The organism is Muribacter muris (assembly GCF_004569585.1).
GTDB lineage: Bacteria > Pseudomonadota > Gammaproteobacteria > Enterobacterales > Pasteurellaceae > Muribacter > Muribacter muris.
In genome coordinates this window covers 51,713-68,753 of sequence record NZ_SPPA01000015.1, presented here as the reverse complement: position 1 = coordinate 68,753, position 17,041 = coordinate 51,713, and the positions used below count along the sequence as shown (strand labels likewise).

15 protein-coding genes are annotated in these 17,041 nt (G+C 45.1%); 3 read left to right on the top strand and 12 right to left on the bottom strand.

What is annotated here, in order from left to right; all coding sequences use genetic code 11:
- Positions 1 to 129: 129 nt before the first annotated feature.
- The 6 genes from trpS to tpx all read right to left on the bottom strand — a co-directional run bounded on the left by trpS (position 130) and on the right by tpx (position 5,210).
- Entirely contained in the window at positions 130 to 1,158 is a 1,029-nt protein-coding gene (gene trpS, locus E4T80_RS07700) for a tryptophan--tRNA ligase (protein WP_135056901.1), read from the bottom strand.
- An 80-nt stretch (positions 1,159 to 1,238) separates the two neighbouring features.
- Positions 1,239 to 1,916 (bottom strand): phosphoglycolate phosphatase, encoded by a 678-nt coding sequence (locus E4T80_RS07695; RefSeq protein WP_135056898.1) that lies wholly within the window; start codon positions 1,914 to 1,916, stop codon positions 1,239 to 1,241.
- Between the two features lie 41 nt (positions 1,917 to 1,957).
- On the bottom strand, positions 1,958 to 2,749 hold the full coding sequence (lgt, locus tag E4T80_RS07690; RefSeq protein WP_135056895.1) for a prolipoprotein diacylglyceryl transferase: 792 nt from the start codon (positions 2,747 to 2,749) through the stop codon (positions 1,958 to 1,960).
- Positions 2,750 to 2,766: 17 nt separating this feature from the next.
- On the bottom strand, positions 2,767 to 3,558 hold the full coding sequence (locus E4T80_RS07685) for a sulfite exporter TauE/SafE family protein (protein WP_135056892.1): 792 nt from the start codon (positions 3,556 to 3,558) through the stop codon (positions 2,767 to 2,769).
- A gap of 9 nt (positions 3,559 to 3,567) precedes the next feature.
- Positions 3,568 to 4,134: an RNA pyrophosphohydrolase gene (rppH, locus tag E4T80_RS07680; protein ID WP_047977550.1), complete on the bottom strand. Its 567-nt coding sequence runs from the start codon at positions 4,132 to 4,134 to the stop codon at positions 3,568 to 3,570.
- A gap of 575 nt (positions 4,135 to 4,709) precedes the next feature.
- Positions 4,710 to 5,210, bottom strand: coding sequence for a thiol peroxidase (gene tpx / locus E4T80_RS07675; RefSeq protein ID WP_135056889.1), 501 nt, complete (start codon positions 5,208 to 5,210; stop codon positions 4,710 to 4,712).
- 369 nt (positions 5,211 to 5,579) lie between these two features.
- Between tpx and corA the strand changes: the two genes are divergently transcribed.
- Positions 5,580 to 6,545, top strand: a complete 966-nt coding sequence (corA, locus tag E4T80_RS07670; RefSeq protein WP_047977573.1) for a magnesium/cobalt transporter CorA — start codon at positions 5,580 to 5,582, stop codon at positions 6,543 to 6,545.
- A 96-nt stretch (positions 6,546 to 6,641) separates the two neighbouring features.
- Here the strand turns inward: corA and gmk are convergent, their stop codons facing one another.
- Together gmk and gpt are read right to left on the bottom strand one after the other, a co-directional pair.
- Positions 6,642 to 7,265 carry a guanylate kinase gene (gene gmk, locus E4T80_RS07665; protein WP_135056886.1) on the bottom strand — a complete coding sequence of 208 codons (624 nt, stop codon included), beginning with the start codon at positions 7,263 to 7,265 and terminating at the stop codon, positions 6,642 to 6,644.
- A gap of 54 nt (positions 7,266 to 7,319) precedes the next feature.
- Positions 7,320 to 7,799 (bottom strand): xanthine phosphoribosyltransferase, encoded by a 480-nt coding sequence (gene gpt, locus E4T80_RS07660; RefSeq protein ID WP_047977571.1) that lies wholly within the window; start codon positions 7,797 to 7,799, stop codon positions 7,320 to 7,322.
- 174 nt (positions 7,800 to 7,973) lie between these two features.
- On the opposite strand from gpt, the gene E4T80_RS07655 reads away from it, so the two are divergent.
- The gene (locus E4T80_RS07655) at positions 7,974 to 9,431 is read left to right on the top strand and encodes an aminoacyl-histidine dipeptidase (RefSeq protein ID WP_135056883.1); all 1,458 of its coding nucleotides are present in this window, start codon (positions 7,974 to 7,976) and stop codon (positions 9,429 to 9,431) included.
- A gap of 62 nt (positions 9,432 to 9,493) precedes the next feature.
- Here E4T80_RS07655 and htpG read toward each other — a convergent pair whose 3' ends face one another.
- On the bottom strand, positions 9,494 to 11,371 hold the full coding sequence (gene htpG / locus E4T80_RS07650; RefSeq protein ID WP_135056880.1) for a molecular chaperone HtpG: 1,878 nt from the start codon (positions 11,369 to 11,371) through the stop codon (positions 9,494 to 9,496).
- Positions 11,372 to 11,570: 199 nt separating this feature from the next.
- Here htpG and E4T80_RS07640 point away from each other — a divergent pair, with 199 nt between their 5' ends.
- Entirely contained in the window at positions 11,571 to 13,085 is a 1,515-nt protein-coding gene (locus tag E4T80_RS07640; protein WP_135056875.1) for a transferrin-binding protein-like solute binding protein, read from the top strand.
- 113 nt (positions 13,086 to 13,198) lie between these two features.
- Here E4T80_RS07640 and grxD read toward each other — a convergent pair whose 3' ends face one another.
- From grxD to E4T80_RS07625, 3 genes are all read right to left on the bottom strand, one after another.
- Positions 13,199 to 13,525, bottom strand: coding sequence for a Grx4 family monothiol glutaredoxin (gene grxD, locus E4T80_RS07635; RefSeq protein WP_047977053.1), 327 nt, complete (start codon positions 13,523 to 13,525; stop codon positions 13,199 to 13,201).
- 212 nt (positions 13,526 to 13,737) lie between these two features.
- Positions 13,738 to 15,408 (bottom strand): energy-dependent translational throttle protein EttA, encoded by a 1,671-nt coding sequence (ettA, locus tag E4T80_RS07630; protein ID WP_135056872.1) that lies wholly within the window; start codon positions 15,406 to 15,408, stop codon positions 13,738 to 13,740.
- 150 nt (positions 15,409 to 15,558) lie between these two features.
- Complete coding sequence (locus tag E4T80_RS07625) at positions 15,559 to 16,956, bottom strand: DASS family sodium-coupled anion symporter (protein ID WP_135056869.1); 1,398 nt, start codon at positions 16,954 to 16,956, stop codon at positions 15,559 to 15,561.
- Positions 16,957 to 17,041: the final 85 nt, after the last annotated feature.

The window sequence follows — 17,041 nt, the reverse complement described above, 5'->3', positions numbered from 1 at the left end:
TGAGAGGGTTGTTAGAATAAAACATGAGCGTTTCCTTTTTTGTTTAGATTGAATTTGACACTCATATTCTAAACGGGAAACGCTCACTTTTTATTGTGATTTGTCAGATTTAATCTGATCTTCTACAAATTAAGCAACAAGTCCGACCGCTTGATATACCTGTTTCAACGTAGCTTGCGCTTTGGCTCTCGCTTTTTCTGCACCTTCACGGTAGATTTTTTCCAGCAAGGCTTCATCATTACGGAAATGATGATAGCGTTCTTGTAGTGCAGTCAGCATCAATGAAACTTCTTCCGCCACTGCCGATTTTAAATGCCCGTACATTTTCCCTTCAAATTCTGTTTCCAACTCGGCAATCGTTTTGCCGGTAACACTGGCAAGAATATCCAATAAATTCGATACGCCGGCTTTATTCTGCACGTCGTAACGCACCACCGGCGGTTCATCGCCGTCCGTCATCGCCCGCTTAATTTTTTTCGCCACCGATTTCGGATCTTCAAGTAAGCCGATGACATTATTACGGTTTTCATCGGATTTGGACATTTTTTTGGTCGGTTCAAGCAACGACATTACTCGCGCGCCCGTTTTGGCGATAAACACTTCCGGCACGGTAAAAATCGGAGCAAGCAGGTTGCCTTCCGCATCTTTTTCGCCGTATAACGCATTGAAGCGGTTGGCAATATCACGGGTAATTTCGAGGTGCTGTTTTTGGTCATCACCGACCGGCACTTGATTAGCCTGATAGAGCAATATATCCGCCGCCATTAGCACCGGATAAGTGAACAAGCCGACATTGACGTTATCTTCGTGGCGGGCGGATTTATCTTTAAATTGGGTCATTCGCCCCATTTCACCGAAGTAGGTATAGCAGTTTAAAATCCACGCTAACTGGCTGTGTTCCGGCACGTGCGATTGAATGAAAATAGTGCTTTTTGCCGGATCAATTCCGCAGGCAAGGTAAATTGCCAAAGTGTCAAGGGTGGCTTTGCGTAATGCCTGTGGGTCTTGGCGGACAGTGATGGCGTGTAAATCGACAATGCAAAACAGGCATTCGTAGTCGTCCTGCATTTTTGTCCACTGACGCAATGCGCCGAGGTAGTTGCCGAGGCTTAATTCTCCGGAGGGCTGTACGCCGCTAAATACAATGGGTTTTGACATAATCTTTCTCTTGATGTGCAAGCGGTCGGTTTAGGGGAGATATTTGCAAAAAATCCACCTCAACCGCCCGCTTGTTTGGGTTAATGGGCGTTTGTCACAATCGTTAAAATCTCTGCGAAATCCTGACAAACATAATCCGGTTCGGATTCTGCGATCGGGATATTATAGTTGTAACCGTAGGTCAAACCAAGGCTGGCACAACCGGCTGCTTTGGCGGCGAGAATATCGTTTTTCGAGTCGCCGACAAATAGAATTTCGTGCGGATATAAGCCAAATTTTCCGCATAAATAATAAAGGGGGGCGGGGTGAGGCTTAATTGCCGGCAACGATTGCCCGCCAAGGGCTTCGGCAAAAAGATGATCGATGCCAAATGCGTTTAATACCGGCTGAACGTGCTTAGTCGGTTTATTCGTTACCACCGCCAATATGTAGCCTTGCGCCTTGAGGGATTCGAGGGTCGATTTCACATTCGGGTAAAGTTTACTGATGTTGCAGATATTTTCGCCGTAGAAATGACCAAATCGGTGTTTAATCTCGCCAATCTGTTCAGGTGAAAACTCGGCAGCTCTGCCCGTCCATTCCAATCCCCTTTCAAATAAAACGTCTGCACCGTTGCCAATCCAAGTTAAGACCAATTCTTCGGCGGCTTGGGGTAAGCCCGCCTCGGCAAATGCTGAATTGAGCGAAAACGCCAAATCCGGCAGGCTGTTTACCAAAGTGCCGTCCAAATCAAAGCCAATCAATTTAAAACGTGCCATTTTTCTATCCTTTTCTATACCTGTTACAAGCGGTCAATTTATCACGATTTTTTGCGACGGTATGCCAGCAACATAAATATCGCCCCCAGCACTATCATTGGTAGGGAAAGCAACTGCCCACGAGTAATCAGGTCTTGGGCGGTATTGACGGTTGGGTCAAATTCACGGAAATATTCGACAATAAAACGGAATGTGCCGTAACCGATCAGGAACAAACCGGCAACCGAACCGGTCGGACGAGGCTTGCGGATAAAGCCGTTTAAAATCAAGAACAGCACTAAGCCCTCCAACACCGCTTCATAAAGCTGGGACGGGTGGCGGGGCAAATAACCACCGTTAGGGAAAAGTACCGCCCACGGCACATCCGTTACGCGCCCCCATAATTCATCGTTAATAAAATTGCCAATACGCCCCATTCCCAAGCCGAACGGGATCAGCGGCGCAACGAAATCGGCAGTCTGCCAAAATGAGCGATGTTGGCGACGGGACGTCCAGAGCATAGCCAAAATCACGCCGATTAACCCGCCGTGGAATGACATTCCCCCCTCCCAAATACGAAACAGGTAGAGCGGATCGGCTAAAAAACGGTCGAAACTGTAAAAGAAGACATCGCCGATTCGTCCGCCTAACACCACACCGAGAAAACTGTTGAATAGCAGTTGATCGACCTGTTCTACCGTCCAAATGCCGTTAGACTGTTTTGCTCGGCGCGTCCCCAACCAATAGGCAAAACCAAAACCGAGTAGATACATTACCCCGTACCAATGGAGCGAAATACCACCCACTTCAAAAATCACCGGACTTATTTTGGGGAAGGGAATAAATTCTTGCATAACTTTCCTTTATTAGATTATTTAACCAGCATACTCAAGCCGACAAAAATTAAGAACACCGCAAAAATGCGTTTTAAGACGGACACCGGCAATTTATTTGCCAAATTCGCCCCGATTTTTGAGGTGAAATACGAACTAATCGTAATCCCAAGCAACGCCGGCAAATAGACATAGCCAAGGGAATACTCGGGCAATAACGGATTGTGCCAACCGCTTGAAATAAAGCTCAATGCGCCTGCCAAGCCCAACAATGAACCGCAGATCGATGATGTGCCGATTGCCCGTTTTAATGCCATTCCTCGCCCGTTTAAAAACGGCACGACAAACGCTCCACCGCCGACACCTGCCATACTGGATACCGTCCCGATCACGCCGCCGGCAATCACGGTCGATTTGGTAGTAAGAGGTTTAACCTTCGGTGTAGTTTTCAATGAAATCAACATCTTAACAGCAAGGTAGATTACAATAACCGCAAACATTTTAGTCAAATGCGCTTTCGGCAAACCGCTGACAAACAAACCGGCAATAAATACCGAAATCATCAGGGTTGGTGCTAAGGTTTTCGCCGTTTTCCAATCTACATTACCGTTTTTATGATGCTGCTGAGCGGCGGACATTGTACTGACGACGATGGTCGCAAAAGAGGTTCCTAATGCAACCGACATTAGTATATCCTCGTGAATGCCGATATAAGGCAGCACGTAGTATAGTGTCGGCACCACCACCGTCCCCCCGCCTAATCCCAGCAAGCCTGCGACAAATCCCGCAAACACCCCGATAGCAAGGCAAACAATGATAATTTCCCACATACAACTCTCCTATTTTTTGACTCGATAAGGCTTACGCCACTCACGTTTGTCGGCACGAAACGCCCGTTTCTCCGATTTATCCGCTTCCGTTTTTTTCGCTTCGTTAATCAACACTTGGGCGAACTCTTTCATCACCTTACGATAAACATCACGCTTAAACGACACTACCTGTCGAACCGGATACCAAAAACTCACCCAACGCCAACCGTCAAACTCCGGCACCTTGCTCGTTTTTAGATTGATTGTGCTCTCATCACTGACCAGTTGCAACAAAAACCAACGCTGTTTCTGCCCGATACAAACCGGCTGTGCCGTATCCGCCCGCACCAAACGTTTCGGCAGCTTATATTTCAACCAGTATTTAGATGCCCAAATCAACCGCACATCTTTTTTGGACAAGCCGACTTCTTCGTAAAGCTCACGGTACATTGCCTGCTCAATGTTTTCCCCCTCGTGAATGCCCCCTTGCGGAAACTGCCACGAGTTCTGACCAAACCGCCTCGCCCACAAAACTTGCCCCTGCTGATTACAGATGACGATACCAACATTCGGGCGGTAACCATCGAAATCGATCAATTCAGACCGCCTTAATTTCTAAATTTTATAAAATAGCGTGAATTGTTTCACAAATCCGCCTTTTGAACAACCCAAAGCCAAGCTACAAGCGGTCGGTTTTGCATAAAAATTTGTAAAAAATGTGGATAACCTTGTGGATAAGGTGAATATTGGTTGGTAGCGATAAACAATAACAGCGGGGAAATCTTTTTGCCTAAAATTTACATCTCACACAACATTTCCTCACCACTGTCTAAACAGACATAACATTGCTGAATTTATTAACATTCTAATCATTTTGAATAACCCAAATAATGATAGAGACGGATTATTCACATTCGCTGCCGATTTATCCCCATCAAATGTGGATAACATTGTGATAGATTGCCAAAATAGGCGTGAATAACCGAAAATAACAAGGCTTAAAAACATATTTTTAAAGTAAAAACAAAGATTTAGCTAAATGGGGAAAAGTCGAAAATCGGAAGGTTGTTTTTTGTTCAAACAGAAAATTATGGAGAGTTCTTATTAAAGATAAGCTCGTATAATAAAAAACAGGGCATCAAAAATGCCCTGTTTCATATCTTCTGATTTTTTTAAGCTAACACTGCCAGTGCTGTGTCATAGTTTGGCTCTTGTTTAATTTCAGGCACAAGCTCGCTATGGATCACGGTATTATTCTCGTCTAATACGATGACGGAACGAGCGGTTAAGCCGGTTAATGGGCCGGTGGCAATGTCCACACCTAATTCGTTGTGAAGCGCTTTACTACGGAAAGTAGAAAGCGTTTGGGCATTTTCAATGCCTTCCGCACCGCAGAAGCGGGCTTGGGCGAAAGGTAAATCCGCCGAAATGCAGAGGACTACCGTATTGGCTAAATTTGCCGCTTTTTGATTGAATACACGCACGGAGGTGGCGCAAATGCCGGTATCAATGCTCGGAAAAATATTTAACACTTTGCGTTTTCCGTCAAAGTCTGACAGAGAAACATTTTCTAAACCATTATTGACTAATGTAAAATTTTTAACCACATCGCCTGCTTTCGGGAATGTACCTGCCACTTCAATCGGTGTGCCGGCTAAGGTAATTTGTGTCATAAAAACTCCTTGTGAGTAGAGAAAATTCAACGCAATATAGCGGTTTTTCGGCAAAATGAAAATGAATTTCAGCAATAGCCGTTGTAGATTTTGGCAATATGGGTAAATTCTTGCCAATAACTGACCGCTTGTTGAGGGCACGATACGGCTTTTTCTTGACGATCTCGGCACAAATCGGTAACATTTTACCCGTTTTTTTCACCTTGAGGATACGCAGTTTGGACAGCCATAGTCGATACTTATCAGCTTTTTACTAAACTCTCGTCCGACTTCCTTATGCAGTTATCGGCGAGCGTGCCGGTAGCCCCTGTCAGTATCTTATTTGTCCCTTTTTGTTCATCGCCTCATACCATTTTTTAGGAGTATGAAATGATCAGAGCATTTTCGTTGCAGAACGATCGGCTAGTCAGTGTTGATGAAACGGTTCAAGATCAGTTAAACGATGCGATTTGGATTGATTTGGTCGATCCGAGTGATGATGAGCGGAACGTGTTGGAGCATCGGCTGGATCAAACCCTTGCCGAAGAACACGAATTGGAAGATCTCGAAGCCTCCGCCCGCTTTTTTGAAGATGAAGACGGGCTGCATTTACACTCTTTTTTCTACTGTTTAGACGATGATGATTACGCCGATATTGCGACAGTCGGCTTTACGATACGGGACGGGCGGTTATTTACCTTGCGTGAGCGGGATTTACCTGCTTTTCGGCTTTACCGAATGCGTTCCCGCCGAGCGAAACTGATTGACGGCAATGCTTATGAATTATTGCTCGATCTGTTTGAAACTAAAATTGAGCAGTTAGCCGATGTGATTGAAACAATTTACGCCGATTTGGAAAAACTCAGCCGTGTGGTGTTAAGCGGTCAGGAAAATCAGAAAAAAGGCGAACATAATTTTGATGATGCCCTCGCCGAGCTGACGGAGCTGGAAGACGCCAGCTCAAAGGTACGGCTATGCTTAATGGATACTCAACGAGCATTGGGCTTTTTAGTGCGCAAAACACGCTTGCCCAACAATCAGCTTGAGCAAGCACGGGATATTATGCGAGATGTGGAATCCTTGCAGCCGCACAATGAATCGCTGTTTCAAAAGGTCAATTTCCTGATGCAAGCGGCGATGGGTTTCATCAATATTGAACAGAACCGGATTATGAAATTTTTCTCGGTCGTTTCCGTAATGTTCTTACCGGCAACATTGGTCGCTTCCACCTACGGAATGAACTTTGAAGTAATGCCGGAACTGCATTTTAAATACGGCTACCCAATGGCTCTCGGTTTAATGGCGTGTGCCGCCGCCGCACCTTATCTCTACTTTAAACGCAAGGGTTGGCTTTAGAGGCTAATTGTTGCACAATTACCGATAATTCAAGGACGCCACGCAGGCGTCCATTTATTTGGCATATAATGTCGGATTTTGCCCCAAACCGACCGCTTACACGGTCAGTAATTGAGCAATTAAGCCTTGATAACGAACACTTTGCACCGATTGTTTCAAACGCTCCGCTACTAAAATACTTTTTAGCTCGTTGAGTGCCGTTTGGAAATCGTCATTGACGATCACATAATCAAACTCGGCATAATGGCTCATTTCCGACACCGCTTCATTCATACGTTTCGCAATGGTTTCAGCGGAATCTTGCCCACGTCCAATCAAGCGTTTTTCCAATTCCGCTTTAGACGGCGGCAGAATAAATACGGTTTTCACATTCGGCAGCTTTTCACGAATTTGCCGTGCACCTTGCCAGTCAATGTCTAAAAAGACATCAATGCCTTGTGCCAAACTTTGTTCGATCATCGGTAACGAAGTACCATAATAATTGCCGAACACTTCCGCCCACTCAAGAAAATGCCCTTGGACAATCAACTGTTCAAATTCGGCACGGGAGCTAAAATAGTAATGCACGCCGTCTTGCTCGGCAGGGCGAGGCGCGCGGGTTGTATGCGAAATGGAAAGCCGGACTTGGCTGGCAGGTAAATCACTCAATAACGCATTGATAAGCGAGGATTTACCCGCACCGCTTGGCGCAGAAATAATGTATAAATTGCCTAAATTCATCGTTAATTATCGGTTGGAATAAAAGGGATGCTCAACGAGCGTCCGAAAATCTGATTATTTTTTCGCAAGAGGTTGTACGAAAGTGATGCCGAGATCCCACGGTTGCTCAATCCACGTTTCTTGCGGAATATCCACAATGTAATCATCCACCAACGCTGCCCCTTGCGGTTTGGCAAAGACCGTTACAAAACGGGCTTTCGGGTACATTCTGCGAATTTCACGGGCAGTGTTGCCAGTATCGACTAAATCGTCCGCAATGATAAACCCCTCACCGCCATTTTCAAGGGCGGCTGCGTGTAATACGTTTAATTCCCCTTGGCTATCGTGATCGTAACTGGCAATGCACACAGTTTCAACGTGGCGAATATTTAATTCACGGGCAAGTACTGCCGCCGGAAACAGCCCGCCACGGCTGACTGCCACAATGCCTTTCCATTGGTTTGCCGGCAGTAAACGTTCTGCCAATTTGCGCGCGTGCATATGGAACATATCCCACGTGACAACATATTTTTCGTTTGTGTATTTTTCGCTCATTGTCGTTACCTAAAAAAAGTGTGGCAATCGCCACAAAAAGAAACCATCACTCGAAAGGCACTTTCGTGCTATCATTTGGGTACTATTCTACAATAAAATCAAACGGTCGGGCAATTTTTGCAACTTTTAATGCTCAACCGACCGCTTGTTATGCAACATAAAACGAGGTAAACAATGTCTTTAGCCACTCTACAACCGTCATTATTATGGCAATGGTTCGACAAAATCTGCGCCATTCCCCACCCGTCCTATCACGAAGAACCGCTCGCCCAATTTATCGTACAATGGGCAATTTCAAAAAATCTGTTTGTTGAACGGGACGATGCCGGCAATATCCTGATCCGTAAGCCTGCCACCGCAGGTATGGAGAACCGCCCGACCGTTGCTCTGCAAGCGCATTTGGATATGGTGCCGCAAGCCAACGAAGGCACGCAACATAATTTCCAGACCGACCCAATCCAACCCTATATTGACGGCGAATGGGTGAAAGCCAAAGGGACAACCTTAGGGGCAGATAACGGCATCGGTTTAGCCTCGTGCTTGGCGGTGCTTGATGCCAATGATTTAGTCCACCCTGAATTAGAAATTTTACTAACGATGACGGAAGAAGCCGGAATGGAAGGCGCATTAGGGCTGCGTCCGAACTGGCTGAAAGCGGAAATGATGATCAACACCGATACGGAAGATAACGGCGAAATTTACATCGGCTGTGCCGGCGGCGAAGACGCAACTCTCAACCTGCCGATCACCTTTGAACCTAACCTGTTTGATGCGGCAATGCATATCCGGCTAAAAGGCTTACAAGGCGGGCATTCCGGCTGCGATATTCATACCACCCGTGCCAATGCGATTAAATTACTCGCCAGAATGTTAGCCGAGCTAAATAACCGTTTCGCCTTCCAAATCGCCCACATTCAAGGCGGCTCGGTGCGAAATGCAATCCCACGGGAAGCGGGTGTTTCCCTGGCATTTTTTGCAAAGGATCGGGACGAACTCACCGCTTGTCTTCAACAGATTGAACGCCAATTAGCCCTAGAACTCAACCTTGCCGAGCCGAATTTAACCTTGCATTTGGAAGCTGCCACGCCGACTGCACAAGTCTTTAGCCGTGCCGATTCAACGAAGCTGATCCATTTGCTCAACATCTTGCCAAACGGCATTATCCGACAAAGCGATGTGGTGAAAGATGTGGTGGAAACATCATTGAGTGTCGGCATTCTCACTACTGACGATCAGGGCGTTACGGCACAGATCTTAGTTCGCTCACTGATTGAAAACGGTAAAGCGGATGTGAGAGGCAAACTCAACTCACTCGCCGCCTTAACCGGTGCAACAGTAGCATTTTCCGGCAGCTACCCCGGCTGGCAGCCTGATCCTAAATCAAACATCACCCCGCTTACCAAGCGGATTTACGATCGTATTTTAGGCGAAGAAGCCAAAATTAAAGTCATTCACGCCGGACTGGAATGCGGCTTAATTAAAGAGATCTACCCGCATATTGATGTGGTCTCGATCGGCCCGACTATCCGCAATGCCCACTCCCCCGATGAAAAAGTGCATATCCCAACAGTCGAGATTTATTGGAGGTTGCTGACAGAGATTTTGGCGGAGATCCCCACAAAACAGGCATAATTCAAACCGAGATCTAAAAAAAGGGGGCGATAACTCGCCCCCTTTTAAATATAAAACTTAAATTAGCCTAACAATTTATTCATCCGTTTAATAAACGCTGTTGGGTTTTCCAATGTGCCACGTTCGGCAAGTAACGCTTGGTCGAACAGTAATTCGATCCAATCGTTAAACTCACTTTCATCGGCAATATCAGCAACACGTTTAATCATTGCGTGTTCCGGATTTAGCTCAAAGGTGTATTTCACTTCTGGTGCGGTTTGCCCCATTGCAGCAAACAGTTTCGCCATTTGGGTAGTCATTTCATCACTATCCGTTGAAACGATTGCCGGCGTATCGGTCAAGCGGTGAGTTAATGCCACTTTTTTGACACGCTCGCCCAAATAATTTTGGGTACGCTCTAAGAATGAACCGAACTCCGCTTCCTGTGCTTTTTGTGCTTCCTCTTCCTGTTTATCGGCAAGATCACCTAAGTCCAAATCGGATTTGGTAATGCTTTGCAACGGTTTGCCGTCAAATTCGGTCAAATGGCTGATCATCCATTCGTCAATACGATCGGAAAGCAGTAATACCTCAATACCTTTTTTATTGAACAACTCTAAATGCGGGCTGTTTTTGGCGGCGGTGTAGCTATCGGCAGTGAGGAAGTAAATTGCCTTTTGTCCCTCTTTCATTCTTGCAAGATAATCGCTCAAACTCACCGCTTGATCGTTGCTGTCGGAATGGGTGGAGGCAAAACGCAATAAACCGGCGACTTGCGCTTTGTTGGCAAAATCCTCGCCTACCCCCTCTTTCAGTACTAAACCGAACTCTTTCCAGAAGGTTTGATATTTTTCAGCATCATCTTTGGCTAATTTTTCCAACATTTGTAACGCACGTTTGGTTAGTGCCGAACGTAACGCTGCAGTGGTTTTGTTATCCTGTAAAATCTCACGGGAAACGTTGAGCGGTAAATCGTTGGAGTCAAGTAATCCACGCATAAAACGCAGATAATTCGGCATAAACAGTTCGGCATCGTCCATAATAAAGACACGCTGAACATACAGTTTTAAGCCGTGTTTATGATCACGGTTGAACAAATCCCACGGGGCTTTGCTCGGCATATAAAGCAGGCTGGTGTACTCTTGCTTACCCTCCACTTTATTGTGCGACCACAAGAGAGGATCGGCAAAATCGTGGCTCAAATGTTTATAAAATTCCTTATATTCGTCATCGGAAATCTCGTTTTTAGCCCGAGTCCAAAGCGCCTGTGCTTTATTGATTTTTTCCCATTTTGTGCCGGTTTCCTTGCCTTCGTCATCATATTCTTTGGTTTGAATTTCAACCGGCAAGCCGATATGGTCGGAATATTTGCCGATAATCTCACGCAAACGCCATTCGCTTAAAAACTCTTTTTCCTCTTCTCTTAAATGCAAAATCACGTCCGTACCGCGTCCGGATTTCTCAATATCGGCAACAGTATAATCGCCCTCACCGGCAGATTCCCACAATACGCCTTCACTTTCGCCTGCGGCACGGGTTTTAACCGTTACCTTATCGGCAACAATAAAAGAGGAATAGAAACCTACCCCAAATTGCCCGATCAGTTGGCTGTCTTTCGCTTGGTCTGCACCCAACGCATTTAAAAATTCTTTCGTACCGGATTTGGCAATTGTTCCCAAATGATCGATCACTTGCTCACGGTTCATTCCAATCCCGTTATCGCTGATGGTAAGCGTACCAAGAGTTTCATCGACGGAAATCCGCACACGCAATTCACCATCGCCTTCATATAAATCAGGCTGAGAAAGGGCTTTAAAACGTAATTTTTCCGCTGCATCGGAGGCATTGGAAATCAGTTCACGCAGGAAAATCTCTTTATTTGAGTAAAGAGAGTGGATCATTAACTGTAATAATTGTTTGACTTCGGACTGAAAGCCACGGGTTTCTTGATTGGTACTCATACTGTTCCTCTTAATATTACAAAAATAAGCGGGATCTCACCGCTTGTAAGCCAAGCTGATGTGGGGGAACTATTTGCATTTTCAATGCGTGCGACATTTCTTTGTCCATTTTATAACCAAATAACTAATCCTTATGTAAGTTTTGTCGTGTTCATTCGTCAAATAGACGGTTTTATATTATCAACAATAGGAAAAATGTATGAAACACTCGAAAACCCTAAAAACTGCTTTAACTATATTGATTTCACTTGGCGTGGTCGCTTGTTCATCTGGTTCATCGCAATCTGAGAATAAGACACTTAACCCAAAAGATAGCCAATCTCATAAAAAAGAGATGAAACCTTCTGAGCCGAAAACTGAGATGATGCCTTCTCAGCCAGAAATGAAACCTTCCCAGCCAAAAACTGAGATGATGCCTTCTCAGCCAGAAATGAAACCTTTCCAGCCGAAAACTGAGATGATGCCTTCTCAGCCAGAAATGAAACCTTCCCAGCCAAAAACTGAGATGATGCCTTCTCAGCCAGAAATGAAACCTTTCCAGCCGAAAACTGAGATGATGCCTTCTCAGCCAGAAATGAAACCGTCTGAACCCAAAACTGAGATGATGCCTTCTCAGCCAGAAATGAAACCTTCCCAGCCAAAAACTGAGATGATGCCTTCTCAGCCAGAAATGAAACCTTCCCAGCCGAAAACTGAGATGATGCCTTCTCAGCCAGAAATGAAACCGTCTGAGCCCAAAACTGAGATGATGCCTTCTCAGCCAGAAATGAAACCGTCTGAACCCAAAACTGAGATGATGCCTTCTCAGCCAGAAATGAAACCGTCTGAACCCAAAACTGAGATGATGCCTTCTCAGCCAGAAATGAAACCGTCTGAACCCAAAACTGAGATGATGCCTTCTCAGCCAGAAATGAAACCGTCTGAACCCAAAACTGAGATGATGCCTTCTCAGCCAGAAATGAAACCTTCCCAGCCAAAAACTGAGATGATGCCTTCTCATCCGGAGATAAAACCCTCTGAGCCTAAAAAAGAAGTTACCTTAGTTGATCACCGTAGATTTAGTGATAAAGATAAATTTGATTTCAAGGAGCTAAAAAAATTTGTTCAATTTAACGATAAAGGGCTGTTTACTATTAATCCTAAACATTCTGGAACTTATTTAACGGAAGACAAAATTGATGTCGTGCTTATTTTCGATGGTAGTAATGAAAAAATATTTGAGCTATATTCATCTCAAGCAGATAATCCATTCAATTACCAACGCTATGGGGCCTATCTTGGCAATTATAACGCAAGAACTCCATTCAGCTTTGGTGTCGTGACCGATCAAAAATCTATACCAACATCAGGTCAATACGTTTATAAAGGTTCTGCTATAACATATAGCCACAATGATACTGCACTATTCACATCAAAGTTAGACGCACTTGCCGATTTTGATACGAAAAAATTAAATATTAGTTCTTATGAAACGAAGGGATACATACTAGATGCAGATCCATCTCCAAGATCTGATTGGGATTTCATAAGTAATATTAAGCTAGAAGCTGGAAAAAGTGTTTTTGAAGGTGAAACACAGACTACTGGTAAATCCCCAGCACACGGAAAACTAAAAGGGGCATTCTATGGACCAAATGCCGAAGAAATTGGCGGTACATTTGAATTATCTCGCGGCTTATTGAACGGTGCATTTGGAGCTAAAAAAGCAAACTAAAATCCCCTATTTTGATTTAATCACACAAGGAATTAGGATTTAAACACCTAATTCCTTTTTTATAGAAAGAAAAGCAGCTCATAACAAGCCCATTTAAAATTAAATGCAAAAAATTATGCAGGGTGTCTTTCCGCAACTTCTTTTAATAAGGCTTGTAATTCCCCCTTTTGTGCCATTTCTAGCACGATGTCGCAGCCGCCGATTAACTCGCCCTCTACCCATAATTGCGGGAAAGTCGGCCAGTTGGCATATTTCGGCAACTCGGCACGAATATCCGGATTAGTCAAAATATCCACATAGCCGAAAGGCACTTGGCAGTTGATCACCGCTTCAACCGCACGGGCGGAAAAACCGCAAGACGGGAATTTCGGCGAGCCTTTCATATAAAGTAGAATCGGGTTTTCGCTGATCTGTTTTTTGATTTTCTCAATCGTTTCCATTTTTTACCTCGTTGTTAATCAAAAGGGTTAAACAAGCGGTCGGTTTTCCGTATTTTTATGCAATGCACCAACATAAATATTCAGTGGACGTTCAAGCCTGTATCTGTCATAAATGATCGCCCGCATAGCGTCTTTACCATATTTTGATAATGTCAATCTATGTAACATCACGATGCTGTTGCATATTTTGTGCCTATTCCGACCGCTTGCTACTATTTAGCGATACGTTTATATTTCATTCGGTGCGGTTGCAAGGCTTCTGCACCAAAGGTTTTCTTTTTCCACTCTTCGTAATCGGAGAAGTTGCCTTCGTAGAAAGTAACTTTGCCTTCATCGCCGTAATCTAAAATATGGGTGGCGATACGATCTAAGAACCAGCGGTCGTGGGAAATTACCAATGCACAGCCCGGAAACTCTAAAATCGCATTTTCTAATGCCCGCAGTGTTTCAACGTCTAAATCGTTAGTCGGCTCGTCCAATAACAACACGTTGCCGCCGACTTGGAGTAGCTTGGCCAGGTGTAAACGTCCCCGTTCACCGCCGGATAATTCGCCGACCCGTTTTTGTTGATCAACGCCTTTAAAGTTAAAACGCCCTACATAAGCACGGCTTGGGATTTCAAAGTTGCCGATGCGCATAATATCTAATCCGCCCGACACTTCTTCCCACACAGTTTTACTGTTATCCATTGCATCACGGAACTGATCAACCGATGCCATCACCACCGTTTCGCCCAGTGTGATCGAACCGGAATCCGGTTTTTCCTGCCCTGACAGCATACGGAACAACGTGGATTTACCCGCTCCGTTCGCCCCGATAATGCCCACAATCGCCCCTTTCGGAATCGAGAATGAGAGATCGTCAATTAAGGTGCGATCGCCATAAGATTTGGTCAGATTCTGCACTTCAATCACTTTATCGCCTAAGCGAGGGCCCGGCGGAATAAAGAGTTCGTTAGTTTCGTTACGTTTTTGATATTCGCCGGAATTAAGTTCTTCAAAGCGAGCCATACGCGCTTTGCTTTTTGCTTGGCGGCCTTTCGGATTTTGGCGTACCCATTCCAACTCTTTCTCAATGGATTTTTGGCGGGCCGATTCCGCCGCTTGCTCTTGGGCAAGGCGTTTTTCTTTCTGCTCCAACCAAGACGAGTAGTTACCTTCCCACGGAATCCCTTCGCCACGGTCAAGCTCTAAAATCCAGCCGGCAACATTATCCAAGAAATAGCGGTCGTGGGTAATGGCTACTACCGTGCCTTCGTAATCGTGGAGGAAACGCTCTAGCCACGCCACCGATTCGGCATCTAAGTGGTTGGTCGGTTCGTCCAACAACAGCATATCCGGTTTTTCCAGCAATAGGCGACAAAGTGCTACACGGCGGCGTTCCCCGCCCGATAAATGCTCGATTTTTGCCTCCCAATCCGGCAAGCGTAACGCATCAGCGGCACGTTCCAACTGATTATCTAAATTATGCCCGTCTTGCGCTTGAATAATTGCTTCCAGTTCTGCCTGCTCAGCGGCTAATTTATCGAAATCCGCATCGGGATCGGCATACAACGCATAGACTTCATCTAAACGGGTTAAGGCATTTTTCACCTCTGCCACCGCTTCTTCCACCACCTCACGCACAGTTTGTTGCGGTTCGAGCTTCGGTTCTTGCGGTAAATAGCCGATTTTAATCCCCGGCTGCGGACGGGCTTCCCCTTCGATCTCTTTATCAATCCCCGCCATAATGCGTAGCAAAGTCGATTTTCCCGCGCCGTTTAAGCCGAGAACCCCTATTTTCGCTCCCGGAAAAAAACTCAGGGAAATATCTTTCAAAATATGCCGTTTCGGCGGCACAACCTTGCCGACACGGTGCATTGTATAAACAAATTGAGTAGACATTTGGATATTCCTTCTAACAAAAATTGGAGGCTATTCTACTTGAAATTATGGGGGAAATATAGAAACAAAATCGGTACTATCACCAAAGAAATGCAAGCGGTCGGTTTGCACACTTTTTCTGCAAACCGACCGCTTGTTTAAATCTTGAGATTATAACCAAAAGAAGTACGCAAAGGTTGTAATCACAAAGATACACAATATGTTGAGCCAAAAACCCGCTTTGACCATTTCATTCTGTTTAACCTGCCCTGTGCCAAATACGATTGCATTCGGCGGGGTTGCGACCGGTAGCATAAAGGCACAAGATGCCCCTAAGCCGATGATCATTGCTAAGCCGACCGTCGGCATTCCTAACGCTTCGGCAATTGAGATGAAAATCGGCACTAACAGTGCGGCGCTGGCGGTATTTGAGGTAAACTCGGTGAGGAAGATGATGAAAGCGGCAACGATTAAACCGATTAGGTAGAAATGTCCGCCCTCAATCAGAAAGACGATACCGTCCGCCATCACTTTGCTTGCACCGGTTTTGCCGAGTACGGCACTGAGGGTTAAGCCGCCGCCAAACAGCATCAATACGCCCCATTCGGTATTTTTTTGAATTTCGTCCCAAGTTACCACTCTGGAGGCACAGAGTAAGATCGCTGCTAAAATCGCAATGATACTATCAAAACTGCCAATTTTTTTGACACCGATTAGCCCGGACAACAGCGGGTTAATATGGTTACTTGATACCCAAAGTAGCGCAATCAGTGCAAAAATGATAAGCGTAATGACACGGCTTTTGTTAAATTCGATTTTTTCAAAGTTAAATTCAAAGCGTTGACTTAAATTCGGCTTAAACACAATGTACAGCACACCGAACACTAACGGCATCAGCAGTATCATAATCGGTAAGCCGTAAGCAAACCATTCTACAAAGCTCATTCCCAAATTCGACATTACAATGCCGTTTGGCGGGCTACCGACCGGCGTTCCCATACCGCCGATACTGGCACTATAAGCGATACCTAGCAGCACAAAAACATAGGTATTATGCTCTTTTTGTTGATCTAAATTACTCAACACCCCCATTGCCAGCGGCAACATCATTGCGGCGGTTGCCGTATTGCTGATCCACATTGAGAGAGCGGCGGTTACTGCCATCAAATAAACCACCGCCAAAGACAGACGCCCGCCCGCCATTCTTAAAATGGTATTGGCAATCATTTTATCCAATTTCTGAATATGCAGGGCGGTCGCTAAGGCAAAGCCGCCGAAAAAGAGGAAAATAATCGGGTCGGAGAAAGTGGCTAACGCCTGTTTCGATTCAATCAGCCCTAAACCTACGGCTAAAATCGGCACAAGCAGTGCTGTGATCGTTACGTGAATGGCTTCCGTTAGCCATAAAACCGCCACAAATGCCAATAAAGCAAGCCCTTTATTTGCCAGCGGCTCAAACGGTAAGGTATTCAATAAGACAAAAAATAAAACCACATCAAACAGCAAAATTAAACTGCTTTTTAGGGTTTGATTATCTTTTACGGTGGATAATTGACTCGGTGTTGTCATAATCTGCTCCCACAATTTTATATCAAGAGTTGCACACTATCACAAAACCCTATTTTGCATAATAAGCAAAACCTAAAACTGTGAG